This is a genomic window from Rhizobium sp. WYCCWR 11146, assembly GCF_013591995.1.
Classification (GTDB): Bacteria; Pseudomonadota; Alphaproteobacteria; order Rhizobiales; family Rhizobiaceae; genus Rhizobium; species Rhizobium indicum.
The window spans coordinates 130,560-153,531 of record NZ_JACCEY010000007.1 but is presented as its reverse complement, the minus strand read 5'-3'; the positions used below and the strand labels follow the sequence as shown (position 1 = coordinate 153,531).

Genomic DNA, 22,972 nt, shown 5'->3' with positions numbered 1-22,972 from the left:
TGATAAAACCTTTTAACAGCACATTTTTTTCTGCTAAAAGCTTTTATCATGAATCGACTACGAGGCGGCACTTGAAGAATACGGGCGATCGAAGACGGACGATTTATGACGTGGCGAAGGCTGCAGGCGTCAGCATTTCGACGGCGTCGAACGCACTGAACGACACCGGCCGGACGAATGCCGAAACACGCGAGCGGGTCCGGCGCGTGGCGGAGGAGATCGGATTTCGGCCCAATGCACTCGCCCGTGGGTTGCTAAGCAAGCGAAGCCATGCGATCGGCATGCTGACGAACGACACCTATGGCAGACTGACGCTGCCGATGGCGGCCGGGGTATCGGAGGTGCTGGTCGATCACGGCGTTTCCGTCTTCCTCTGTGCCACGAACAATGATCCAAGGCTCGCCCAGCTTCATCTGGAGGCGCTTCTTGACCGGCAGGTCGACGGCATCATATTCACCGCGACCCGCCTCGATCTCACGCCGCCGGTCCAGCTGTCTCGCTTGCCGATACCCGTCGTCTACGTCTTTGCCGAGGGACCGGCCGACAGCGTCACTTTCTTTCCGGATGACGAACAGGGCGCCCGCCTCGCCGTCGATCACCTGAAAGAGCTCGGTCGATCGCGGATCCTCCACATCACCGGGCCGCGGGATTATCTCGCCGCTCGCATCCGTGCCCAATCCTATCTCGACGCCTGCGGCGACGGTGCCGAAGCGATGTTCGGCGACTGGTCGGAGGAATGGGGTCACGAAGCAGTTCAGACGGTGTTTGCCCGGCCCGGCGCAAAGCCCGACGCCATCTTCTGCGGCAGCGACGAGATCGCCCGCGGGGTCATCGACGCGCTACGCGACCTTAATGTGGAGATTCCCACGGATGTCGCCGTGGTCGGCTTCGACAATTGGGAGGTCGTCGCACGGCAAACGCGCCCGCCGCTGACCACCATCGACATGGAGTTGAAGGAACTGGGCCATCGCGCCGGCCTGGCAATCCTCAGCCTCTCCAAGGGTGAACCGGTACCTGCCGGCATCACCAGATTGCCGTGTCGCCTGGTCGTGCGGCAGTCGTGCGGCAGCCTCCTTCGATCCGACTGAAAACGACGGCAACGAACATAGACAAGGCGGCGCCGTCGCTATTATCTGTCCGTGCCATTGCCGGAACGGATCAGGCTGTCGCGGCTGACCAGCGACGGTATCTGGAAAATATGCTCGGCGCTGGCGCGGCCTTCTATTCTGGAAATGAGGGCCCGGGTTGCGACCTGACCGAGTTCCCTGCCCGACTGATCGATGCTTGCGAGATTGACGAGGCCGAGTGCTGCGGTCGGCGAATTGTCGTATCCGATGACGGCGAGATCTTCGGGGACGCGCACGCCCATCTCCATAGCCAGGCTGAGAAGGGTGATCGCGTCGAGATCGCTCCAGCAGAATACGGCGCGCGGCCTGTCCTTCCTCGATAGGAATTTTCGCATCGCCTCCTCCCGCTTTGGCGAGGCTATCGGAATTTTGCCGATCGCTGGCGAGGAGCCGAGCCCGCCGCGCTGCATCGCCCGGCGAAACCCGATCTCACGCTGGCGGACGACGGAGACCGCGTGCCCCTGGCGCTCGCCAAGGCTGAGCATTTCGATATCGCGATAGCCGCAGGCAAGAAGCGCTTCGACGGCGATCTCGGCGCCGCGCTGATCATCTGCGTTGACGGTATCGAAGGCCGTAGCGCTGGCATCGTGGTAGCCGACCGCGACGATCGGTATCTGGACTGCGAACTTTGCGAGGATCTCCGAAGGCAAGCGCGGCGCAACGAGGACAAGGCCGTCCATCTTGTAGTCGATCATCGACTCGATCAACGACGTCTCCAGTTGCACGCGCGCATCGCTGACGCCGATCATCGCCTGATAGTGCGAGGGCGCCAGTACCCCGTTTACGCCGGCAATCACCTCCGGAAGGAAAGGATTGCGGATATCGATCAGGAGCACACCGATGGTGAAACTCCGGCCACGCAGCCCTCTAGCTGCCCGCGAGGGGCGATATGCGAGTGCGTCGATGGCATCCGTCACCCTTGCGCGCAGCGCATCACTGACGCCATAGGCATTTCGCATCACCTTGGAAACCGCTGCGACCGATACGCCTGCGTGAGTTGCCACGGTCCGGATCGTCACGCGATCGTTTCGTTGCGGCTTTTGTTTTTCTTCGATTGACATGAAATCTCTGGCTTGCTGCGGATCGTCAACATCGCCCGCAGAACCACCATGGCAGACTGACAACGAAAATTCTATTGCGCTTCCGAAGAAAATGTAGAACGTTATATGGAGAACGTTCTACAACTCGTCGGGAGGACTTGATGAACTTTCAGCCGGCAGCCATCAGCGGCAACCTCGTTTCGCGCGTCTGGTCTGGGGACATGATCGCGCCGCTATCGGATGGCGGTCAGGGAACGGCCGCAAGCTTCGTCTCCAAGACTTTCGAACATGATGGCGCCAAGCTTCCCGTCGAGCTCTTTATCTCCGCACTTGGCCTCTACCGCTGCTTCATCAACGGCGTTCGCGTCGGCAGCGACCTGTTGACCCCAGGTTGGACGAACTACGACGATCGCCTTGCCTATCAGCGATACGACATCTCGAACCTGCTCAAGCCGGGCCAGAACCGCATCGAGATCTGGCTTGCCGACGGATGGTACCGATCGCCTTTGATGTGGGGCGCCCAGGCGATCCCGAATTGCTGGGGCGACAGGATCGGCGCCATTGCGGATCTGATCGGAGCTGATGGCACCGTTCTTTCCACCGACACCACATGGCGAAGCGGTGTTCTGCCGATCCTGAAGTCAGGGATCTATTTCGGCGAAGTCTACGACGCCCGCCAGGAAAACTACGTCGAGACCCACGGCACCGAGAGATTGCCCTTCGACAGAGAGCTGCTCGTCGCGCATGAAACTGCTGCGGTGCGCGAGATGCGGCCACTCGCCGCGGTCGAAAACTGGACCGACGATGAGGGCAGGAAGATCTATGATTTCGGCCAGAATGCCGGCGGCTACATCAGATATACGGTCCGGGGCACTGCCGGTGCCGAAGTCCGGGTGGAGCATTCGGAAGTTCTCGGTCCCAACCGTCATTTCGACAATCGCAACTATCGCACGGCCGCCGCACATACCGTCTACACGCTGCGGGGAGACGGCGACGAGACCTACGCGCCGCATTTCACCTTCCACGGCTTCCGTTATGCCAGGGTGACGATCAAGGGCGATGCGAAGATTCTTGTAATCGCGTCCATCCCGATCTCGTCGGTGCCCGAGCCTGCCGGCGGTTTCACCTCTGGCAATGCACTGGTCAATCGCCTCGTCGAAAATACCATCTGGTCGCAGCGCGCCAATTTCATCGAAGTGCCGACCGATTGTCCGCAGCGCGACGAACGCCTGGGCTGGACGGGCGACGCCCAAGTGTTTGCCGCAACCGCATGCTGGCTGAGCGACAGCCAATCCTTCCTAAGGAAGTATCTGCGCGATGTGATGGCCGATCAGCGCGAGGATGGCGCCGTCTCACATTTTTCGCCGGATCCGACGCGCTTGCATCCGGCCAATTTCCCGGGCTATGCCGGCTCGACCGGCTGGGGCGACGCGATCGTCGTCATCCCCTGGGTACTCTATACCCATTACGGCGACCGGGCCGTTCTGTCGGAGTGCCTGGATTCGATGGTGCGCTGGGTCGATTTCGTCTGGTCGATCTCGGATGGCCCGCTCGTGCGTCCGCCGTCGCGTTGGGGCGACCGCGGCTTCACCTTCGGCGACTGGCTGCAGCCGGTCGGCGACAATCGAAAACCTCGCCCGACGATCGCCGACGACTGCGCGGCGACGCTCTACCACTTCATCTCGACCGACCTTCTGGCAAGGATCGCAGCCACTCTCGGCGAGCATGCGCTTGAAGAGAAGATGAAACAGCGCGCAAACGAGATCCGGCTGACATTTTCCAACGAGTTCATCACGCCCGCGGGACGGCTTGCCCACAACGACCAGACATCCTACGCCCTGGCCTTCCTTCACAACCTGATACCGGCAGAGCACAGGCAAGCCGCACAGCAGCATTTCCGGCAAGTGATCATCGATGCCGACTACAAGATCGGCACCGGCTTCATCGGCACGCCAGCCCTGCTGCCGGCCCTGACAAAGCTCGGCATGGACGATCTTGCCGAAAAAGTCTTCCTGCAGGAGGATGTGCCGGGCTGGCTCTACCAGGTGTCGAAGGGGGCGACGACGATCTGGGAGCGCTGGGATTCCATGGCGCCTGACGGCACCATCTACGAACCCGACATGAACAGCTATAACCACTATGCCTATGGCGCGGTCTGCCAATGGCTGTTCGAAAGCGTCGCCGGAATTTCGCCGAGCCCGAGCGCACCCGGATTTGCCGAGGTCATTGTCGATCCGGCGCCGATTCCGTCCCTTTCGCCGGTTTCGGCCCATCATGATATCAGCCAGGGGCGCATCGAGGCCGGCTGGCAGTGCGACGGCAACAAAGTCACCTATGTATTGACACTTCCGGAAGGCTGCATCGGCCGCTTCCGACCAGGAAAACGGCATCAAAACCCGTCGCTCAACGGAGAGCTCGTCGTCGAGGAAGCCGTTCTTGCCCCGGGAACGCACCGACTGGTCTTTTCTCTACCCAGTTCTTGAGGAGCATACACGTCACACCGTTCAGAGGAGGAACGTCATGACACATCGGATAAAGCTCATTCTTGCGGGCGCGTCCGCGCTTTTGGCGCTGGTCGCGGCCGGTCCGTCGCATGCAGAAACCACGCTGTCATTCCTGATCGACAATAACCCGGACACGGTCGCGGCGGCCGAGGCACTGGTTGCCGCCTATCAGACAAAGGCGCCTGACGTGACGATCGAAATCGAGCCGCGGGCAGGAGGTGGCGAGGGTGACAACATCATCAAGACGCGCCTGGCGACGGGCGAGATGTCCGACGTGTTTCTCTATAATTCCGGCTCGCTGCTCCAGGCGCTGAAACCCGCGCAGACGCTTGTCGATCTGAGCGGTCTTGCGTCGCAGGCGAAGGTGGACGAAGGCTTCAAGTCGGTCGTCCGCGCCGACGGCAAGCTCTACGGTGTTCCCTTCGGCACGGCGATGGCGGGGGGCATCCTCTACAACAGGAAAATCTACCAGGACCTCGGCCTGTCAGTCCCGAAGACATGGGCGGACTTCATGGCGAACAACGCAAAGGTCAAGGCATCAGGCAAGGTCGCCGTGGCGCAGACCTATCGCGATACCTGGACCTCGCAGTTATTCGTTCTGGCGGACTATTACAACCTCCATGCCGCCGTGCCGAACTTCGCCGCCGACTACACTGCCAACAAGGCGAAATACGCAGAGACGCCGGCGGCCATGAAAGGCTTCGAACGGCTGAAGGACGTTCACGACGCTGGCCTGATGAACGAGGATTTCGGCGCGGCAAGCTATGACGATGGCCTCAGAATGGTGGCAACGGGCGAGGCAGCGCATTATCCAATGCTGAGCTTCGCAATCGGCGCGCTCAAGCAGAATTATCCCGAGAACCTCGCAGATGTCGGTTTCTTCGCGCAGCCGAGCGACGACGCGGCGACGAATGGCCTGACGATCTGGATGCCGCCCGCCCTCTACATTCCCCTTACCAGTCAGCACGCAGAGGAAGCGAAGAAATTCGTGGATTTCGCAGGAAGCGTCGAAGGCTGCAAGATCATGGTGGAAACCAACACCGTGCAAGGGCCTCCCTTGATCGACGGCTGCGGTTTGCCTGCCGACGTACCGCCTGCGGTGAAGGACATGCTTCCCTATTTCGAGGCCAAGGACAATACGACCCCGGCGCTGGAATTTGTTTCGCCGGTCAAGGGGCCGGCTCTCGAGCAGATCACCGTCGAAGTTGGCTCCGGTATTCGCCAGCCTGCCGACGCGGCAAAACTCTATGACGACGATGTGCGCAAACAGGCCAAGCAACTCGGCCTGCCCAACTGGTAGCGGTCTATCGGGCTAGTTGACCTCGCTCCGAGGGGCGAGGTTCCACCCGATCGAAGAGGTAGTCATGACAGAGACACGCCCCCGCTCGCGCAAATCGCCCTACCCGCTGTGGTTTTTCATTCCGGCCGCAATCATCTACGGCGTGCTGTTTCTGGTTCCCACGGTCTCGTCACTCTGGTTCAGCCTGACGCGATGGGACCTTTCGACGGCTGAATTCATCGGACTCGAGAACTTCCGGCAATTCTTTTCCGAACCCTTCCTAGTCAAGGGGCTCGTCAACACACTGATCTACGCGGTGACGACCTCCGGCCTGAAGACGGTCTGCGGGCTGCTGCTTGCCGTGCTGCTGACCAGCAATATCTTCGCCCGCGGCTTCCTGCGCACGCTGGTCTTCTTTCCCGTCCTGGTCTCGACGATCGGCATCGGCATCACCTTCACGGTGATGATGCATCCGACCAGGGGCATCATCAATGTCACGCTCGAGACGATCGGCATTCCGGGACCTGGATGGCTGACCAATCCGGCGCTGGCGCTTTTTTCAGTGGCCTTGGTCGATGTCTGGAAGGGTGTCGGGCTCGCCACGCTGATCTTCATCGCCGGCCTTGCCGCGATCAGCCCCGATTATTATGAGGCGTCGAGAATTGACGGCGCCACGCGCCTTCAGCAATTTTTCCGGATCACCCTGCCGCTTGTGCGTCCCGCCACCGTCATCGTCGTGACGTTGTCGCTGATCGGTGGGCTTCGGTCATTCGACCTGATATGGGCAATGACCCGCGGCGGGCCTGGCTTCTCCTCCGATGTGATCGCTTCGGTCATCTACAAACAGTACCAGGCGGGTTTCTACGGTCTGTCGACGGCCGGAAACGTCATTCTGTTCGCGCTGATCGCCGTAATCATCCTACCATTCACCCTTTGGTTCAACCGGCGCGGGGTCGAAGAATGAGAAGCAGCCGCCCTTATGTGACCGGCGCGATAGCGCTTGCAGTGGCGGCCGTCATCTTCGTCATGCCTTTCGTTTTCGTCGCTCTCCAGGCGGTCAAATCGAAATCCGAAGCCTCTCGCCTTGATTTCGAATTGCCCGAGCAGTGGCTGTTCTGGGATAATCTGATCGCCGTCTTCAAGGCGCGCGACTACCAGCTCGCGCTCGCCTATTTCAACTCTACGCTGATCACTGTGGTCTCCGTCACGATCCTGATCCTGCTGTCGGCAATGGTCGGATATGTGATGCAGCGCCGCAAGACCGTCTGGAACAGGGTAGCCTCCATTGCCCTGTTCATGGGTCTGATGATGCCTCCAGCCGTCGTGCCCACCATCGGCCTCTTGCAGGAGATCGGTCTCTTCAAGACCATGACCGGGATGATCCTGATCCAGGTCGCCTATAATCTCTCTTTCTCGACATTGCTCTACCGGTCGTTCATTTCGACCATACCACGCGACCTCGACGAGGCGGCGCTGATCGACGGCGCCAAGCCGCGGCAGATTTTCTTCAGGGTGATCCTGCCGCTTTTGAAGCCGGTGACCGTCACCAACATCGTCGTCCAGTCGATCGCGATCTTCAACGATTTCACCAACCCGCTCTACTATCTTCCAGGCAAGGAGAACGTGACGGTGCAGCTGACGCTCTATAACTTCCAGAGCATGTACACGAGCCAGTACAATCTCCTGTTCATGAACATCCTCCTCGTGACGATCCCGCCGCTGATCGTCTTCATCTTCTTCAACCGGCAGATCGTCGCGGGCATGACGGCCGGCGCAGTCAAAGGGTAGCAGAATGGCTGAGCTCACTCTCAAACAGGTTCGCAAGAGCTTTGGCGCCCTCGAAGTCATCAAGGGGATCGATCTGGAGGTTGCCTCCGGCGAGTTCGTCGTTTTCGTCGGCCCGTCTGGATGCGGAAAGTCGACGCTGCTGCGGATCATCGCCGGCCTGGAGGAAACGACGTCAGGCGCGCTGACCATCGGCGGCAAGGACGTGACCTATGCCGAACCCTCGGAGCGCGGCATTGCCATGGTATTCCAGAGCTACGCGCTTTACCCACACATGACCGTGGCAGAGAATATCGGCTTCGGCCTTTCACTCGCCCGCCGCCCAAAGGCGGAAATCGCCGCCAAGGTTGCGGCGACGGCTGAAACCCTGCAGCTCACCCAGTTGCTGGAGAGAAAGCCGAAAGCACTCTCCGGCGGCCAGAGGCAGCGCGTCGCCATCGGCCGCGCGATCATCCGCGATCCCAAGGTCTTCCTGTTCGACGAGCCACTATCCAATCTCGACGCTTCGCTCAGAGCCCAGATGCGCCTTGAGATCGCCGATCTGCACGCCCGCCTGAAATCGACGATGATCTATGTCACCCACGACCAAGTCGAAGCCATGACGATGGCGGATAAGATCGTTGTCCTGAAGGGCGGCGCGGTCGAACAGATCGGCAGTCCAATGGAACTCTACCGCAATCCCGCGACACCATTCGTCGCCGGCTTCATCGGCAGCCCGAAGATGAACCTCTATGGCGGCGAGATAGCGCGGCGATTGAACTGCACGACCTATGGCATCCGCCCTGAGCATATCAGGCTTTCGGAAAGTGCCGGGCAATGGCAGGGCAAGATTCGGCATCTCGAGCGGCTTGGCGCTGACGCGATCCTCTACCTCGACGTTCCCGAACTCGGCGAGATGGTGGTGCGCGCCGAAGGCGAGACGCCGTTTGCGCCTGGAATGACGGTCTGGGCAAATCCGGTCGAAGGAGCGGAACATCGATTCTGAAGCTAACGCCCGCCCGCCGTCTCGCTCATGAGCCTGCGGAATTTCAGGCGAGAAGACGCGCGGGTTGGCCTTGGCGGATTACCAGTTCGACCGCCTGCTTGTCGAAAGATACGAAGCTCTCGCCGCCAAGCCATGCGCCTTCATGGGCAATCACGCCATCTGCGAAATCACCACCCGCCTCCAGCATGGCCAGTCCTGCTTCGACAGCAGGACGGTTCATCGCCACATTGCCCGCGTTGAGCAGGTCGTGGATCGTCTGTGAAACATCTTCCTTTGAGAGCCTGGCCCCTCGACGCAGTATCCAGACCAGTTCACATAAGCTCGGCAGAGAAACGGCGATCAGCGATGCTTCCTTGAGGAGCTTTGCCGCTGCCCTGCCCTGCTCAGCATCATCCTGCAGGACGGCTCGAGCAAGAATGTTGGTATCGACTGAAACTTTCATTCCTCGCCGGCCCAGCCCGAAGCCACGATTTCGTTCATCTCTTCGATGGTCAACGGCTTATTCAGTTTGCCAGCATGCCGACCGATAAAATCGTCGATTGTCCCCGTTGGACGAGCGGCCTTTACCCGCAGCTCGCCCCCAGGCAGCTTGTCGAATTCGATCCGCTCCCCCGGTTTGACCCCAAGGTGCGTCAGCAAGTCCCGTCTCAGCGTGATTTGCCCTTTCATTGTGACGGCAAGGGAAGCCATGGAAAATCTCCTACTTTAAACCAATACAAAAGTAATGGAATTTTTCCTTACATTCAAGGTTCGAGTGATAGGGACTTTGCCTTCACATGCCTGTTCGTGTGTGGCTCAGTCCAACCGAAGAAAAGAGCGCCGACGCATGAGCGCCTTCTATGCACCCGGTTTAGAACCGGTCGGGACGCAGGGGCGTCAGATCGACAGCCGGGGTCTGTCCCGCGACCAGCTGGGAAACGAGATAGCCGGTCAGAGCCGACAGCGTCAGGCCGAGATGGCCGTGGCCGAAGGCGTAGGTGACGCGGGGCAAGTGCCGGGATCTGCCGATCACCGGAAGTGAATCCGGCATGGACGGGCGAAAACCCAACCACTCGTCGCTGCCCTGTCCGGCCGCCGGCAGGAGCATTTTCACGCCGTCACGGATCATCGCGGTCCGTTTGGGGTTCAACGGAGCGGCAAACCCGCCGAGTTCGACGGTTCCGGCCGCGCGCAATCCATCTGCCATCGGCACCATGTAGAAGCCGTGTTCGGGATAGCAGACCGGGCGCGACAGCAGATGGCCCGCTTGCGGGAACAAGACGTGATAACCGCGCTCGGTGTCGAGCAGGACACGATCGCCTGTCGATGCGGTCAGCTTGCGCGAATGGGCGCCGGCGGCCACGACGGCGTGGTCCGTCAGCATTTGCTTGTCCGCGATCCGCAGGCAGATGCCATTGTCACACGGCTCAATGGCCGAGACCTCGCCGCGGACGATCTCCCCGCCGCCGCTTATAACAGCCTGGGCGAGCGCGAAAGCGAGTTGCCTGGGGCTGGAAAACACATAGGCGTCACGGAACAGCACGCCCTTGTGGTAGAGCGGCGCAAGATTGGGCTCCATACCCTGGATATCGGCTCGGTCCAGCCGGTCCATGGCGACGCCATGGCGTTCACGCAGCCCGTTCTCGGCGTCAGCCGCCCGGAATTGCGCTTCGCTCTTGTAGAGATACAGGCAGCCGTCATGCCGCTTCAGCCGTTCGGCGCCTGCCTGCGTCACAAGCGGTTGCCAGGCAGCATCGGCGTGGGAAAGCAGCACCGCCAGGGTGCCGGCGATCCGCTCGACCTCGGCTTTCGTGCTCGATGCCAAGAAGGCGCGCAGCCACGGGACCAGTTGCGGCAGGTATCTCCAGACGATCGCCAGCGGACCGAGGGGATTGAGTAGCATGACGGGCACTCGCCAGATGACGCCTGACGTCGCGACGGGAACGACGCCGTGCGGGGCAAAGGTGCAGGCATTCCCGTAGGAGCAGGCCTGCCGGTAGGATGCATCCCCCAAGGGCGCCGCCGGATCGACAATCGTGACCCGATGCCCCATTCTTTGCAGCCAAAGGGCCGAGCAGAGGCCGACCAGCCCCGCACCGACGACAGCCACATGCCGGCGCTCGGCGTCGGGCAAGGGCTGAAGGTCGGGAAGCGGCGTGTTCATCGGCTAGACCAGGCCTGCTAAGGCGCGGGGACGATCGTTCAGCGTGGCAGCGATGATGCGTAGTGCCGTTGCAAGTTCATCCCGCGACGATGCGCAGCCGACATTGACGCGAACGGCATGCTCGACCGGCTGACGGTCACAGGCAAAGGCGGTGGCGGCCATGACGGCAACGCCATGGGCGCGCAGATTGGCGGCAAAATCCTCGCATCGCCAAGGGGCCGGCAACCTCAGCCATAAAAACATGCAGCGCGGATCGGCGGAGAAGGAATGGCCGGCAAGGATCGTCGTGACGATCGCATGGCGCGCGCGCAGCTCGGCAAGCTGGGCCTTCAGGATCGCTTCAGCCGTGCCGTCTTCGAGCCAGCGGGTCGCAAGCAGCAGCGGCAGCGGAGAGGGCATCCAGGCGGTTGTGCGGACCGCCTCGGCAGACAGCAGCGCCCGGCCGGGCGGGCACAAGAGATAGCCGACCCGCAGGCCCGGCGCCAGCGCCTTGGAGAGTGCCGATATATGGTAGGTTCTGGTTGGAGCAAGCGTGATCAGGGCGCTTGCGCGGGTCCCGAGCATCGGTCCATAGACATCGTCCTCGATGATGACGAGATCGTGCTTCTCCGCGACGTCGACCAGGTCGCGCCGGCGAGCCTCGCTCATGGTAACGACGGTCGGATTGTGCATCGAGGGAACGGTGAAGACGGCGCGCACCGTCTCCCGGCGGCAGATATCGTCCAGCTCCGCCGCCGACATCCCCTGATCGTCACTTCCGATACCGATGATGCGGAAGCGGAACATTTGGGCAAGCGCGATCAGGCCGTAGTAGGTCAGCCTATCGCAGACGATGGTGTCGCCGGGCTCTACGAGGCTGCTGATCACCGCCAGCAAAGCATGCTGGGCGCCACTGGTGACCACGATATCGTCTTCGGACGGATCGAAGCCGTTGAGCGATATCCACTTTCTCGCGGCGTGGCGCGCCCAGGCCGGGCCTTCCGGCGGCTGATATTCCTGCATCTGGCTGAAGCGCCGATCCGACGAAAGATCCGGCAGGGATTGGGCGAGGCGCTGCTGGAAATCATCGACGGCAGGCCGGTTGACCGTCAGGTCTATGATACCGCTCGGGTTCGCCGCCCGGTCGACCCGCGGCATGGCGCCGTCGCCCATGACGATCGTGCCGCGCCGGGTGCTGCCCATCACAAGGTTGAGGTTCTGCAATTCGCGGTAGGCGCGCGTGACGGTGGAGACGTTGAGCGACCGCTCTCGCGCCAGGTCGCGCTGCGGCGGGAGCTGACTGCCGGGAGGCAAGGCGCCCGAGCGGATCTTCGCCTCGAGCTCGCTTGCGAGCTCCAGATAGGCGGGTATCCGCATTTCCCGCTCCTGATTTGTCCGGGTCACTTCCGATCTTTCAGACATACAATTCCCGTAACAGCGGCGTAAATTCCATAAGCCGGACGCACACATCAATCCCCGAGGCGCTGCGATTCAGCTCGCTTTCGTGCGACATACCACGCTTTCCCAATGTTTTCGAGAGCCTGCCGCCACCACCACACAAAATTATTTGTGTGGCTTGACAAGCCGAAGTAGGCCGAGACAATATGGCCTGGCATCGAGACAAAGAGGCAGGGACCCGGCCGATGCAAAACAGGAGGACTTCATGAGCGAGCGCTTCATTGCTTTCGAGGGCGTGCGTAAATCCTATGACGGCGTCAGCTTTGTCGTGCGCGGCCTGGACCTCAACGTCGCCAAAGGCGAGTTTCTGACCCTTCTCGGCCCCTCCGGATCCGGCAAGACCACGACGCTGATGATGCTGGCCGGTTTCGAAGCGCCGACCGACGGGACGATCACCCTTGCCGACAACAGGATCGACAGTGTCCCGCCGCACCGCCGCAATATCGGTGTCGTCTTCCAGAATTACGCGCTGTTCCCGCATATGACCGTCGGCGAAAACGTCGCCTTCCCACTGAAAATGCGCCGGCTGGGCAAGGCTGAAATCACCGAACGGGTGCGCCGCGCCCTCGACATGGTGCGCATGGCGAGCTTCGAAACGCGGCGACCCAACCAGCTTTCCGGCGGACAGCAGCAGCGCATCGCGCTCGCCCGGGCTCTCGTCTTCGAGCCGCAGCTCGTGCTGATGGACGAGCCACTCGGTGCGCTCGACAAGCAGCTTCGCGAACATATGCAGCTCGAAATCAAGCACCTGCATGCCCGCCTCGGCATCAATGTCGTCTACGTCACCCACGACCAGAGCGAGGCGCTGACCATGTCGGATCGGGTCGGCGTGTTCAATGACGGCATCCTGCAGCAGATCGCGCCGCCGCATGAGCTTTACGAGACGCCGGCAAACCCCTTCGTAGCAACCTTCATCGGCGAGAACAATGCGATATCGGGCGAAGTCGTCGTGATCGAAAATGCCGTCTGCCGGATTCGCGCCCCCGATGGTTCGATCATCACCGGCCATGCCGGAGAGGGGTTGAAGGAAGGCGCGCGGGCAACGCTGGTCTTGCGGCCCGAGCGGATTCAGCTGGCGCCCGCAGCGGAGATTCCCAACCGGTTCACCGCGACGCTCAAGGAAATCATCTATCACGGCGACCATGTCAGGTTGCGCGTCTCGGCCTGCGGCTGTGACGACATCTTCATCAAAGTCGCCGCGGCTCAGGACATTCCGGTTCAATCGCTAGACTCCACTGCCGTCATCGGCTGGGCGCCGGAGGATTGCCGCGCGCTCGCGCTCTCCTGACCGGGCGCTCATTCTTTCGCAAACGCAGCAACAAAAAGGGGAACCACCATGATGCGTTTAAACTGCATGCTTCTCAGTTCCGTCATGACTCTTGCCATCGCAGGAGCGGCATTTGCCGAGGATACGCTGACCGTCACATCCTGGGGCGGCGCCTATACGAAGAGCCAGGAGGAGGCCTTTTTCAAGCCCTTCGCCAAGGAAACCGGCACCAAGATTCTCCAGGATGAATGGGACGGCTCGACCGCCAAGCTGAAGGGCATGGTCGAAACCGGCCAGGTGACTTGGGATGTCGTCGATGTCGAACCCAGCCATGCGCTGCAAGGCTGCGACGAAGGCTGGCTTGAGCCGATCGACTATTCGAAGCTTGGCGGCAAGGACGCCTTCATCGACGGCGCCGCGATGGATTGTGCGGTCGCGACGATCGTCTTCGGCACCATCTATGCCTATGATGCCGCCAAGTTCCCGAATGGCGGGCCGACCACCATGGCCGATCTGTTCGATACGACCAAGTTCCCCGGGCCGCGCGCCTTGCGCAAGTCGCCGAAGACCACGCTGGAATTCGCGCTGATTGCCGACGGCGTCAAACCCGCCGAGGTCTACGACGTGCTCGGGACGCCGGAGGGCGTCGACCGCGCCTTCAAGAAGCTCGACACGATCAAGAAGGATGTGAAGGTCTGGTGGACGGCCGGTGCACAGCCGCCGCAGCTTCTCGCCGACGGCGAAGTCGTGATGACCACGGCATGGAACGGCCGTATCTACGATGCCGTCAAGAACAGCGGCAAGAACTTCAAGATCGTCTGGGACGGCCAGGGAATGGACTTCAATCTCTGGGCCGAGCCGAAAGGCTCGAAGAACAAGGAACTGGCGGACAAATTCGTCGCCTTCACCGTCAATCCCGACGTGATGGCGCAGCAGTCCAAATATATTTCCTATGGCCCGACCCTGAAAGCGGCCATCGCCAAGGTTCCGGCGGATATTCTTGTCGATCTGCCGACCGCGCCTGAGAACACGAAGACCGCCTTTGTCGTCTCCTCCGAGTTCTGGGCCGACCATGATGAAGAGTTGACCGAACGCTTCAACAAGTGGCTCGCACAGTAACCTCTTCGGGCGGGCGAGTGTATCCCTGGCTCCGTCCGCCCCCTTCTCTACCGCAGGAAGGCATGAGCGATGGTGATCGCGACAATGAATGAAAGCGACGGCTCTATGATTGCCGCCCGCACGCGGGTGAAAAGCCTCGGCAGTGCGAAAAGCAAGGCGCAGCTGAGAGCGCTGCTCCTGGTCGCGCCTCTGTTGATCTTCCTGCTGCTCGTTTTCGTCCTGCCCATTGCTCTGTTGTTGACACGCGCGGTCGACAACAGGGCGGCTTCCGCCGCCCTGCCCTACACGATGTCGGCCCTTTCCGGCTGGGATGAAAAATCCCCGCCCGACGAAGCGCTGTTTGCTGCCTTTGCCACCGATCTGAAGCAATCGCCGCGCGACCAGATCGCCGAAGTGGCCAAGCGTCTCAACTATTACGAGACGGGCATGCGCTCGATGCTGCTGAAAACTGCGCGCACGATCCGCAACGCGAAGCCGCCCTACAAGGCCGCTTTTGTCGCCATCGATTCCAAGTGGGAGACGCCGCACTACTGGACGCTCATCAAGAATGCGTCGCCGCCCTTCACCGACTATTACCTGCTCGCCTCGCTCGACCTGGAGCGCGACGCCTCAGGCGCCATCGGCAGGGTCTCGGCGGAGAATGCAGTGCATGTCGATGTGCTGATCCGCACATTCGTCGTCAGCGCTTCGGTCACGGTGATCTGCCTGTTCCTCGGCTATCCCCTCGCCGCGCTGATCGCCCGGTCGAAAGGGGCGGTTGCCAATACGCTGCTGATCCTGGTGCTCCTGCCGTTCTGGACCTCTCTCCTGGTCCGCACCAGCGCCTGGGTCGTCCTGCTGCAGGGACGCGGCGTCATCAACTCGGCGCTCATCTGGCTGGGCTTGATCGACCCCGCACATCCCCTCGACCTGATCTACAATCGCATCGGTGTGCTGATCGCCATGACCCATATTCTGCTGCCCTTCATGCTGCTGCCGATCTACAGCGTCATGAAGAGTATACCTCCGGTCTATCTGCGTGCCGCCTCGTCGCTTGGCGCACCGCCGATGTCGGCCTTCTTCCGCATATACCTGCCGATGAGCATGCCTGGTGTTAGCGCCGGCGGGCTGCTCGTCTTCATCCTGGCGCTTGGCTACTACATCACGCCGGCTCTGGTCGGCGGGCCGGGAGACCAGATGGTGAGCTATTTCATCGCCTATTACTCCAACCAGGTCACGAACTGGGGCATGGCGGCGGCTTTGAGCACGATTCTGCTGGTGGCGGTGCTGATCCTCTATGCCGTCTACAATCGCATTGTCGGCATCGACAGGCTGAGGATCGGCTGATGACGAATTTCCTTTCTTTCCCGCGTCTGTTTTCGATCCTGCTGTGGCTGGCTGGCGGCCTCGTGATCCTCTTTCTGATCGCGCCGATCGTGGCGATCGTGCCGCTCTCCTTCAATGCCGAGCCGTTCTTCACCTATCCCATGCCCGGCCTGTCGCTCCGCTGGTATCGCGAATTCTTCGATTCCAACGTCTGGCAGCTGGCGCTGAAGAACAGCATCATCGTCGCCGTCTTCGCCACGCTTCTGTCGACCTTTCTCGGCACGCTGGCCGCGATCGGCCTCAGCCGGCCCTCCTGCCCGGCGCGGGCAACGCTGACCGCCATTCTGATTTCGCCGATGATCGTGCCGGTCATCGTTTCGGCGGTCGGTATCTATTATGCCTTCGCGGCGGTCGGGCTGCTCAACAGCCTGACCGGGCTGGTGCTGGCGCATACGGCGATCGGCGCCCCTTTCGTGGTGATCACCGTGACCGCGACACTCGCAAGCTTCGATCACAATCTGATGCGGGCGGCATCCAGTCTCGGCGCCGCCCCGGTCGAAGCGACATTGCGCATCATGCTGCCCGTCATCGCGCCGGGGGTGGCGTCGGGCGCGCTCTTTGCCTTCGTGACGTCGTTCGACGAAGTGGTGATTGCGCTCTTCATCGCCGGCTCAGAGGAGCGCACGCTGCCGCGCCAGATGTGGAGCGGCGTGCGCGAAACGCTGAGCCCGACGATCGCCGCCGTCGCCACGCTCCTCATCCTGTTTTCGACGCTGTTCCTTGCCACGATTCAATGGCTGCAGCGGCGTGCCGAACGTCAGAAGATTGCGCATAGAGATTAATTCAGGGGGTTGAGCATGCAGATCGAACGCTACGAAACCGGAAAGCGGATGAGCCAGGCCGTGACCTATGGCGGCTTTGTCTTTCTCGCAGGCCAGGTCGCCATCGATGTGCCGGGCGCCTCCGTCCGCGAACAGACGACCAACATCCTGGCGCGGATCACCCGGCTTCTGGAAGGCGCAGGCAGCAATCCGACACGGATCCTCAGCGCGACGATCTGGCTTAGCGATATGTCTAGGTTCGAAGACATGAATGCCGTCTGGGACGAATGGGTGCCTTCAGGTCATGCGCCGGCGCGCGCCACGGTCGAAGCAAGGCTCGCCGCATCGGAATTCGCCGTCGAAATCGGCATCATCGCAGCGGTCGGGAACTGACGGTCCGCGCCTGTCGTCATCTCGCCAGCGCGGATAAACCGCAAGCATCGACCAAGTCAGGCAATGCCGCCGAGGCATACATATTTAAGCTCGGTATATTCGTCCAATCCGTGCCGCGACCCTTCGCGACCGAGGCCCGACATTTTCACGCCGCCGAACGGAGCCTCAGCCGTCGAGACGAGACCGGTATTGACGCCGACCATCCCATATTCGAGCGCTTCGGCCACGCGAAATACCCGCGACAGATCGCGGGCATAAAAATATGAAGCGAGCCCGAACTCGGTGTCGTTTGCCTGTTCGATGACGTCCTCTTCGTCGCGGAAGCGAAAAAGCGGTGCAAGCGGCCCGAAGGTTTCCTCGCGGGCGACCTGCATGCCGGCAGCGACATCGCGCAGGATCGTCGGCTCGAAGAAATGGCCGCCCAGCGCGTGGCGCTTGCCGCCTGAAACGATCCCGGCACCCTTTGCGACGGCGTCGCGGATATGGCTTTCGACCTTGGCGACGGCGTTGTCGTCGATGAGCGGGCCAAGCACGACGTCACTATCGAGACCGTTGCCGACCTTCAAGCCCGAAACCGCCGCGGCGAGCTTGGCGGCAAACGCCTCGTAGACGCCGTCCTGGACATAAAGCCGATTGGCGCAGACGCAGGTCTGGCCGTTGTTGCGGAACTTGGCGATGAGCGCGCCTTCGACCGCAGCGTCGAGATCAGCGTCGTCGAAGACGATAAAGGGTGCATTGCCGCCAAGCTCGAGGCCGAGCTTTTTGATCGTCGGCGCGCATTGCCGGTAAAGCAGCTCGCCCGTCCGGGTGGAACCGGTGAATGTCAGGACCCGAACGTCACGGCTTGCCGTCAGCGCCCCGCCAATTGCCGCTGCGTCACCCGTGACGATGTTGAGAAGCCCCGGCGGCAGGCCGGCACGCTCACCGAGAACGGCGATCGCTATGGCGGAGAATGGCGTCTGCAGCGCCGGCTTGAGAACCACGGCACAGCCGGCGGCAAGCGCGGGGCCGATCTTGCGGGTGATCATCGCGTTCGGAAAGTTCCAGGGCGTGATCGCCGCCACCACGCCTGCAGGCTGGCGCAGGACGAGGATCCGCTTGTCCGGCTGATGTCCCGGTACGACCTCGCCGTTGATGCGTCTCGCCTCTTCGGCGAACCATTCGATGAAGCTCGCGCCATAGGTGATCTCCCCCTTGGCCTCGGCGAGCGGCTTTCCCTGCTCCAGCGTCAGGATCATCGCCAGATCATCGCGGTTTTCGATCATCAGGCGGTGCCATGCCTTGAGAATGGCGGCGCGCTCCCCGGCGGTCTTCTTCGCCCAAAGCTTCTGGGCGATGACGGCGGCGCGGATGGCATCTTCCGTTTCCGCGGCGCCGAGGTCAGGGACCACCCCCAGCACCTCACCTGTCGCCGGATTGCGGACCGTCGCCGCCTTGCGGCCTTCCGCTTCGATCCAGCGATCGGCGATGGGGCATGCCTGACGGAACAGCGAGGGATCATTGAGCTTCATAGGACAACTTTCAGCAGAATACGTGAGCGGCGCCGGGATCGAAATCCAGATGGACTATATCTCCACGATTGAGCCCGGCAATAGCCTCATGACCGAATGGCAAGCGGACCGAAAGCGCCTCGCCGGCCGCCGTCTCCGTCGAGACGTGGATATTGTTGCCGAGAAAGGTAATGTCGCTGACCGTCGCGGCAAGACCCACGCCGGCCGCCCGGACGCGCGACAGGCGAATGCGCTCAGGCCGCAGCATCAGAGCTGCCCTGGCGCCGGAGGTCCCTTTTCCATGCACCGGAATTTGATTGAAGATGGTCCCGCCTCCGAGCGCAATGGTGGCTTGTCCGTCGGAGGATGACACCAGGTCGCACGAAATGAAGTCGCTGTCGCCGATGAATTCGGCAACGAAGCGGGTCTTGGGATTGGCATAGAGTTCGGGGCCCGTTCCGATCTGGTCGATGACGCCCTTGGAAAAGACGGCGATGCGGTCGGAGAGCCGCAGCGCCTCCTCCTGGTCGTGCGTGACATAGAGGATCGTCACTTCGGTCTGCTGATGGATCCGGCGTATCTCATGCTGGATTTCCTCGCGCAGCTTCTTGTCGAGCGCCGACAGCGGCTCGTCCATCAGAAGCACCGGCGGATCATAGGCAAGGGCTCTGGCAAGGGCGACACGCTGCTGCTGGCCGCCGGACATTTGTGCGGGCTTGCGATCCTCGAAGCCTTCGAGCCTGACGAGGCGCAGCATCTCCTTCACCTTGCTGTCGACCTCGGCCTTGGACTTGCGCCGGACCTTCAGCGGGAAGGCGATGTTTTCGCCCACCGTCAAATGCGGAAACAAGGTGTAGCGCTGGAACACCATGCCGATGTTGCGTTTGTGCGACGGCGTGTCGAGCAAGGTCTTGCCCTCCAGCGTGATGTCGCCTTTCGTCGGAGTTTCAAAACCGGCCAGGATGTAGAGGGTCGTGCTTTTCCCGGATCCGGACGGTCCGAGAAAGGTCAGGAACTCCCCGCGTCGAACGTCGAGATTGACGTCGTGGACGGCGACGACAGGGCCGTATTCCTTGCGTATTCCGCTGATCTGAAGGAATGGTTCTTTCATTGTTTCAGTACCTTACGCACGACGGCAACCAGCGCCATCAAGATGATCGTCAAAAGGATGAGAAGGGTCGATGCCGCAGCGACAACGGGCGTCAGGTCCTGCCGCAACGTCGCCCAGACCTTGACGGGCAGCGTCTGCAGGGTCGGGCTTGACATGAAGATCGCCACCACCACCTCGTCCCAGGATGTCAGGAACGAGAAGACGGCAGCCGAAAACAGCCCATGGCTGATCGCCGGCAGGGTGACCCTGATCTTTGCTTCCAGAGGCGAGGCACCGCACAGAACCGCCGCATCTTCGATCGATTTGTCGAAGCCCTCCAGCGCACTGGATATCGACAGGATCGAGAAAGGCAGCGCGAGAACGAGGTGCGAAATGACGAAACCCGCCAACGTGCCGCCCAGGCCGATTCTTAAGAAAAAGGCATAAAGGGCAACCGCAAGAACCACGACGGGAAGGATCATCGGCGTCAGGAACAGCGCTTTCAGCGCATCGCGGAACAGGAACGAACCGCGCACCAGCCCGAAGGAAGTCACAAGCCCGAGCAGCACCGACAGGATCGTCACGATGACCGCGATCTTGAAGCTCGTCCAGGCCGATTCCAGCCAGCGCGGATCGGCAAAGAGCTCGCTGTACCATTGAAGCGTCCATCCGGGCGGCGGAAAGATCAGCCACTGCGAGGAGCCGAAGGACAGTGCGGCGATAAAGACGATCGGCAGCAGCAGAAAGGCCGCAGTCAGAAGCGTGATCGTCAGCAGGATATATTTCCACCAGCCGAGGCGGTCGAAATTGAGCAACATGTCAACGCCCTCCCGGGTTCTGGTTGCCGACGAAGCGCAACTGCACGGCGTAGAGCGACAGGGTCACCACGAGGAGCACCAGCGCCGCGGCACCGCCCATTCCCCAATTGACCAGCGACTGCACGAATTGCGCGATCAGCTCTGCGAGCATCATGTTCGCAGTGCCGCCGAGCAGCGACGGCGTGACGAAATAACCAAGGGACATGACGAAGACCATGAGGGCGCCAGCCGCCATGCCGGGCATGGCCAAGGGCAGCAGGACACGGGTCAGGCACTGCCACCGGTTGGCGCCGCAAAGTGCTGCCGCCTGCAGGGTCGACGGGTCGATCTTCCTGATCACGCCGTAGAGCGGCAGGATGATGAAGGGCAACATGATATAGGTCATGCCGATCGTGACCCCGGTCAGGTTGTTGACCAGTGCCAAAGGTTTGTCGATCAGCCCCATTCCGATCAGCATCTTGTTGATCAGTCCCGTCCGCTGCAAAAGCACCATCCAAGCATAGGTGCGGGCAAGCAGGTTGGTCCACATCGACAGGAGCAGGATGGCAAAGATCACCGAGGTCAGCCGCCCGGGCATGATTGCCAGTGCCCAGGCAACGGGAAATCCGCTCAGCAGCGAAATCGCCGTGACGAGACCCGAGACGATGAAGGTGTTGGCGAAAATCTTGAGATAGGTCGCGGACCCGATCAGCTGCGCATAGTTTCCAAAGCCCGGCACCGGTTCCAGCACGCTGCGCAGCAAGAGTACCGCCACCGGCGCGATGAAAAAGATCGCCACGAAGGCGAGCGCCGGAAGGACCCCGCCAAACCCTGTTGCCCTGCGCGCCTTTGGCAGGGGCGCAATTGCAGCGGAGGCATCGCTATATGTCGACATGACAGTCCTTCCCACCCGTCAAATTCCGCAGGCGCCGAGGTCCGACAAATCGGCTCCGACGCTGCGGGAGGCACGGCGCACATTCGCCGTGCCCATCCGTCTCAAGTTTCAGACTATTTCGCCTGCCAGGCGTACCACTTCTCGCCGATGGCATCGCGATTGTCCGCCCAGTAGTTCATGTCGGCATTCACCTGGCTGGCCGTCTGCTGATCCGGCAGGGTCTTGGCCGTTTCCGGATCCATCAGCTTGGCCGAGTCAACGTTGATTGGCGCATATCCGGTGGCTTTTGCAAGGGCGGCCTGCGGTTCGGCCGAGGTCGCCATCGCAATGAACTTCATAGCGGCTTCCACGTTCGGCGAACCCTTCGGCACGACGAGCGAATCCGCAGCGGTGATGTTCTGTTCCCACGAGGTCTCGGTCTTGATGCCGCTCGCCGCAAGCGCGGTCATGCGGCCATTCCAGACACTGCCGAAAGGAGCCTCGGCGGATGCCAGAAGCTGCTGCGACTGTGCGCCGCCCGACCACCAGACGATATCCGATTTGATCGTATCGAGCTTCTTGAAGGCGCGGTCGAGATCAAGCGGATAGAGCTTGTCGGCGGCCACGCCGTCGGCAAGCAGCGCCGCTTCGATCACGCCGGGAGCCGACCACTTGTAGAATGTGCGCTTTCCCGGAAATTTTGCCGTGTCGAACAGGTCAGCCCATGTCTTCGGGCAGGCGCTGACGGCATCGGCATTGCAGCCGATCACGAAGGAATAATAGAAGCTGCCGACCGAATAATCGGTCACGAAGCGCGGATCGAGCTTGGATTTGTCGATGACGGAGAAATCGAGTTTCTCGAGCTGGCCATTCTTGCCGGCCTGGGCGGCATAGTCGCCTTCGACGTCGACAACGTCCCAGGTAACCTGGCCAGCCTCGACCATCGCCTTGAGCTTGCCGTAGTCCGTCGGTCCGTCCTGTACGACGGTGATCCCGGTCTTCTCCGTGAACGGGCTAGCCCATGCGGCCTTCTGCGCGTCCTGGGTCGTTCCTCCCCAGCTCGAAAAGACCATGTTGTCGGCGTGCGCCGGTACGGACACAGCCACAAATGCGGCAACCGCCGCGAAAGCAAATGTTGTTTTCATGTTCCCTTATCCTTGTTCTGGTTTGTCCTGTATGCCTTATGCCGTCAGTGCGCCTCGCTCCTGGGAGAAAAGTTAGCTGGCTTCATAATCTTGTTTTCCGCCACCTCGATGAGATCGCGGATCTTGGGCAGGAAGGCCTGCCACCGGGGATCGGCCAAAAGCCTCTGGCGCCTCGCCTCCCGGTCGTCCAGGCTCGCAAAGGCCCAGATGTGAACGATCTCGTTGATCGTCCCGATCTCCGAAAAGAAGTAACCGACGAGCGTACCGAGATGGCTCTTCTGGATCTCGATCCCCTCCTCCTCGACGACCTTGAGATATTGCGGGATCGTGCCGTTCTTCAGCCGATAGGTCCGGATCTCGTAAAACATCGG

The 22,972-nt window shown here is 61.3% G+C and carries 22 protein-coding genes; 11 read left to right on the top strand and 11 right to left on the bottom strand.

Going from position 1 to position 22,972, the window contains the following annotated elements; all coding sequences use genetic code 11:
• Nucleotides 1–71: 71 nt before the first annotated feature.
• Entirely contained in the window at nt 72–1,088 is a 1,017-nt protein-coding gene (locus HX899_RS03790; RefSeq protein WP_181291649.1) for a LacI family DNA-binding transcriptional regulator, read from the top strand.
• A 41-nt stretch (nt 1,089–1,129) separates the two neighbouring features.
• Here HX899_RS03790 and HX899_RS03785 read toward each other — a convergent pair whose 3' ends face one another.
• Nucleotides 1,130–2,188 (bottom strand): LacI family DNA-binding transcriptional regulator, encoded by a 1,059-nt coding sequence (locus HX899_RS03785; protein ID WP_138390239.1) that lies wholly within the window; start codon nt 2,186–2,188, stop codon nt 1,130–1,132.
• 140 nt (nt 2,189–2,328) lie between these two features.
• Between HX899_RS03785 and HX899_RS03780 the strand changes: the two genes are divergently transcribed.
• From HX899_RS03780 to HX899_RS03760, 5 genes are all read left to right on the top strand, one after another.
• Nucleotides 2,329–4,650, top strand: a complete 2,322-nt coding sequence (locus HX899_RS03780) for an alpha-L-rhamnosidase (protein WP_181291648.1) — start codon at nt 2,329–2,331, stop codon at nt 4,648–4,650.
• Between the two features lie 37 nt (nt 4,651–4,687).
• The gene (locus tag HX899_RS03775; protein WP_138334593.1) at nt 4,688–5,971 is read left to right on the top strand and encodes an ABC transporter substrate-binding protein; all 1,284 of its coding nucleotides are present in this window, start codon (nt 4,688–4,690) and stop codon (nt 5,969–5,971) included.
• Nucleotides 5,972–6,035: 64 nt separating this feature from the next.
• Nucleotides 6,036–6,914 (top strand): carbohydrate ABC transporter permease, encoded by an 879-nt coding sequence (locus HX899_RS03770; RefSeq protein ID WP_138334592.1) that lies wholly within the window; start codon nt 6,036–6,038, stop codon nt 6,912–6,914.
• Nucleotides 6,911–7,738, top strand: coding sequence for a carbohydrate ABC transporter permease (locus tag HX899_RS03765; protein ID WP_138334591.1), 828 nt, complete (start codon nt 6,911–6,913; stop codon nt 7,736–7,738). Before HX899_RS03770 ends, HX899_RS03765 begins: the two co-directional genes overlap by 4 nt.
• A 4-nt stretch (nt 7,739–7,742) precedes the next feature.
• Nucleotides 7,743–8,720 (top strand): ABC transporter ATP-binding protein, encoded by a 978-nt coding sequence (locus HX899_RS03760; RefSeq protein WP_138334590.1) that lies wholly within the window; start codon nt 7,743–7,745, stop codon nt 8,718–8,720.
• 43 nt (nt 8,721–8,763) lie between these two features.
• On the opposite strand, the gene HX899_RS03755 is transcribed toward HX899_RS03760, so the two are convergent.
• From HX899_RS03755 to HX899_RS03740, 4 genes are all read right to left on the bottom strand, one after another.
• Nucleotides 8,764–9,162, bottom strand: coding sequence for a type II toxin-antitoxin system VapC family toxin (locus HX899_RS03755; RefSeq protein WP_029873484.1), 399 nt, complete (start codon nt 9,160–9,162; stop codon nt 8,764–8,766).
• Entirely contained in the window at nt 9,159–9,410 is a 252-nt protein-coding gene (locus tag HX899_RS03750) for an AbrB/MazE/SpoVT family DNA-binding domain-containing protein (protein WP_138334589.1), read from the bottom strand. The genes HX899_RS03755 and HX899_RS03750 overlap by 4 nt, the downstream gene beginning before the upstream one ends.
• A 160-nt stretch (nt 9,411–9,570) precedes the next feature.
• Nucleotides 9,571–10,863, bottom strand: coding sequence for an FAD-binding oxidoreductase (locus HX899_RS03745; protein ID WP_181291647.1), 1,293 nt, complete (start codon nt 10,861–10,863; stop codon nt 9,571–9,573).
• Nucleotides 10,864–10,866: 3 nt separating this feature from the next.
• A complete protein-coding gene (locus tag HX899_RS03740) occupies nt 10,867–12,264 on the bottom strand; it encodes a PLP-dependent aminotransferase family protein (protein ID WP_181291646.1) in 1,398 nt (465 codons plus the stop codon).
• Nucleotides 12,265–12,505: 241 nt separating this feature from the next.
• On the opposite strand from HX899_RS03740, the gene HX899_RS03735 reads away from it, so the two are divergent.
• The 5 genes from HX899_RS03735 to HX899_RS03715 all read left to right on the top strand — a co-directional run bounded on the left by HX899_RS03735 (nt 12,506) and on the right by HX899_RS03715 (nt 17,205).
• On the top strand, nt 12,506–13,588 hold the full coding sequence (locus HX899_RS03735) for an ABC transporter ATP-binding protein (protein WP_138334586.1): 1,083 nt from the start codon (nt 12,506–12,508) through the stop codon (nt 13,586–13,588).
• A gap of 48 nt (nt 13,589–13,636) precedes the next feature.
• Entirely contained in the window at nt 13,637–14,686 is a 1,050-nt protein-coding gene (locus tag HX899_RS03730) for an ABC transporter substrate-binding protein (protein ID WP_138390220.1), read from the top strand.
• A gap of 69 nt (nt 14,687–14,755) precedes the next feature.
• On the top strand, nt 14,756–16,012 hold the full coding sequence (locus HX899_RS03725; RefSeq protein ID WP_181291645.1) for an ABC transporter permease: 1,257 nt from the start codon (nt 14,756–14,758) through the stop codon (nt 16,010–16,012).
• The gene (locus HX899_RS03720; protein ID WP_017958323.1) at nt 16,012–16,833 is read left to right on the top strand and encodes an ABC transporter permease; all 822 of its coding nucleotides are present in this window, start codon (nt 16,012–16,014) and stop codon (nt 16,831–16,833) included. Before HX899_RS03725 ends, HX899_RS03720 begins: the two co-directional genes overlap by 1 nt.
• 15 nt (nt 16,834–16,848) lie before the next feature.
• Nucleotides 16,849–17,205, top strand: coding sequence for a RidA family protein (locus HX899_RS03715; RefSeq protein ID WP_181291644.1), 357 nt, complete (start codon nt 16,849–16,851; stop codon nt 17,203–17,205).
• Nucleotides 17,206–17,261: 56 nt separating this feature from the next.
• On the opposite strand, the gene HX899_RS03710 is transcribed toward HX899_RS03715, so the two are convergent.
• From HX899_RS03710 to HX899_RS03685, 6 genes are all read right to left on the bottom strand, one after another.
• Nucleotides 17,262–18,716 (bottom strand): NAD-dependent succinate-semialdehyde dehydrogenase, encoded by a 1,455-nt coding sequence (locus HX899_RS03710; RefSeq protein WP_180195894.1) that lies wholly within the window; start codon nt 18,714–18,716, stop codon nt 17,262–17,264.
• Nucleotides 18,717–18,726: 10 nt separating this feature from the next.
• The gene (locus HX899_RS03705) at nt 18,727–19,806 is read right to left on the bottom strand and encodes an ABC transporter ATP-binding protein (RefSeq protein WP_138390207.1); all 1,080 of its coding nucleotides are present in this window, start codon (nt 19,804–19,806) and stop codon (nt 18,727–18,729) included.
• On the bottom strand, nt 19,803–20,603 hold the full coding sequence (locus HX899_RS03700; RefSeq protein WP_170281443.1) for an ABC transporter permease: 801 nt from the start codon (nt 20,601–20,603) through the stop codon (nt 19,803–19,805). Before HX899_RS03700 ends, HX899_RS03705 begins: the two co-directional genes overlap by 4 nt.
• Before the next feature lies 1 nt (nt 20,604).
• The gene (locus HX899_RS03695; RefSeq protein WP_181291643.1) at nt 20,605–21,477 is read right to left on the bottom strand and encodes an ABC transporter permease; all 873 of its coding nucleotides are present in this window, start codon (nt 21,475–21,477) and stop codon (nt 20,605–20,607) included.
• Nucleotides 21,478–21,590: 113 nt separating this feature from the next.
• On the bottom strand, nt 21,591–22,601 hold the full coding sequence (locus HX899_RS03690) for an ABC transporter substrate-binding protein (protein WP_138390204.1): 1,011 nt from the start codon (nt 22,599–22,601) through the stop codon (nt 21,591–21,593).
• 44 nt (nt 22,602–22,645) lie between these two features.
• Nucleotides 22,646–22,969, bottom strand: coding sequence for an NIPSNAP family protein (locus HX899_RS03685; RefSeq protein ID WP_003538302.1), 324 nt, complete (start codon nt 22,967–22,969; stop codon nt 22,646–22,648).
• Between the last annotated feature and the right edge of the window lie 3 nt (nt 22,970–22,972).

Bases quoted from the DNA above. Each gene is read 5' to 3' on its own strand.
- HX899_RS03785 (WP_138390239.1), bottom strand. From the start codon at position 2,188: ATGTCAATCGAAGAAAAACAAAAGCCGCAACGAAACGATCGCGTGACG.
- HX899_RS03780 (WP_181291648.1), top strand. From the start codon at position 2,329: ATGAACTTTCAGCCGGCAGCCATCAGCGGCAACCTCGTTTCGCGCGTC.
- HX899_RS03775 (WP_138334593.1), top strand. From the start codon at position 4,688: ATGACACATCGGATAAAGCTCATTCTTGCGGGCGCGTCCGCGCTTTTG.
- HX899_RS03770 (WP_138334592.1), top strand. From the start codon at position 6,036: ATGACAGAGACACGCCCCCGCTCGCGCAAATCGCCCTACCCGCTGTGG.
- HX899_RS03765 (WP_138334591.1), top strand. From the start codon at position 6,911: ATGAGAAGCAGCCGCCCTTATGTGACCGGCGCGATAGCGCTTGCAGTG.
- HX899_RS03760 (WP_138334590.1), top strand. From the start codon at position 7,743: ATGGCTGAGCTCACTCTCAAACAGGTTCGCAAGAGCTTTGGCGCCCTC.
- HX899_RS03755 (WP_029873484.1), bottom strand. From the start codon at position 9,162: ATGAAAGTTTCAGTCGATACCAACATTCTTGCTCGAGCCGTCCTGCAG.
- HX899_RS03750 (WP_138334589.1), bottom strand. From the start codon at position 9,410: ATGGCTTCCCTTGCCGTCACAATGAAAGGGCAAATCACGCTGAGACGG.
- HX899_RS03745 (WP_181291647.1), bottom strand. From the start codon at position 10,863: ATGAACACGCCGCTTCCCGACCTTCAGCCCTTGCCCGACGCCGAGCGC.
- HX899_RS03740 (WP_181291646.1), bottom strand. From the start codon at position 12,264: ATGTCTGAAAGATCGGAAGTGACCCGGACAAATCAGGAGCGGGAAATG.
- HX899_RS03735 (WP_138334586.1), top strand. From the start codon at position 12,506: ATGAGCGAGCGCTTCATTGCTTTCGAGGGCGTGCGTAAATCCTATGAC.
- HX899_RS03730 (WP_138390220.1), top strand. From the start codon at position 13,637: ATGATGCGTTTAAACTGCATGCTTCTCAGTTCCGTCATGACTCTTGCC.
- HX899_RS03725 (WP_181291645.1), top strand. From the start codon at position 14,756: ATGGTGATCGCGACAATGAATGAAAGCGACGGCTCTATGATTGCCGCC.
- HX899_RS03720 (WP_017958323.1), top strand. From the start codon at position 16,012: ATGACGAATTTCCTTTCTTTCCCGCGTCTGTTTTCGATCCTGCTGTGG.
- HX899_RS03715 (WP_181291644.1), top strand. From the start codon at position 16,849: ATGCAGATCGAACGCTACGAAACCGGAAAGCGGATGAGCCAGGCCGTG.
- HX899_RS03710 (WP_180195894.1), bottom strand. From the start codon at position 18,716: ATGAAGCTCAATGATCCCTCGCTGTTCCGTCAGGCATGCCCCATCGCC.
- HX899_RS03705 (WP_138390207.1), bottom strand. From the start codon at position 19,806: ATGAAAGAACCATTCCTTCAGATCAGCGGAATACGCAAGGAATACGGC.
- HX899_RS03700 (WP_170281443.1), bottom strand. From the start codon at position 20,603: ATGTTGCTCAATTTCGACCGCCTCGGCTGGTGGAAATATATCCTGCTG.
- HX899_RS03695 (WP_181291643.1), bottom strand. From the start codon at position 21,477: ATGTCGACATATAGCGATGCCTCCGCTGCAATTGCGCCCCTGCCAAAG.
- HX899_RS03690 (WP_138390204.1), bottom strand. From the start codon at position 22,601: ATGAAAACAACATTTGCTTTCGCGGCGGTTGCCGCATTTGTGGCTGTG.
- HX899_RS03685 (WP_003538302.1), bottom strand. From the start codon at position 22,969: ATGTTTTACGAGATCCGGACCTATCGGCTGAAGAACGGCACGATCCCG.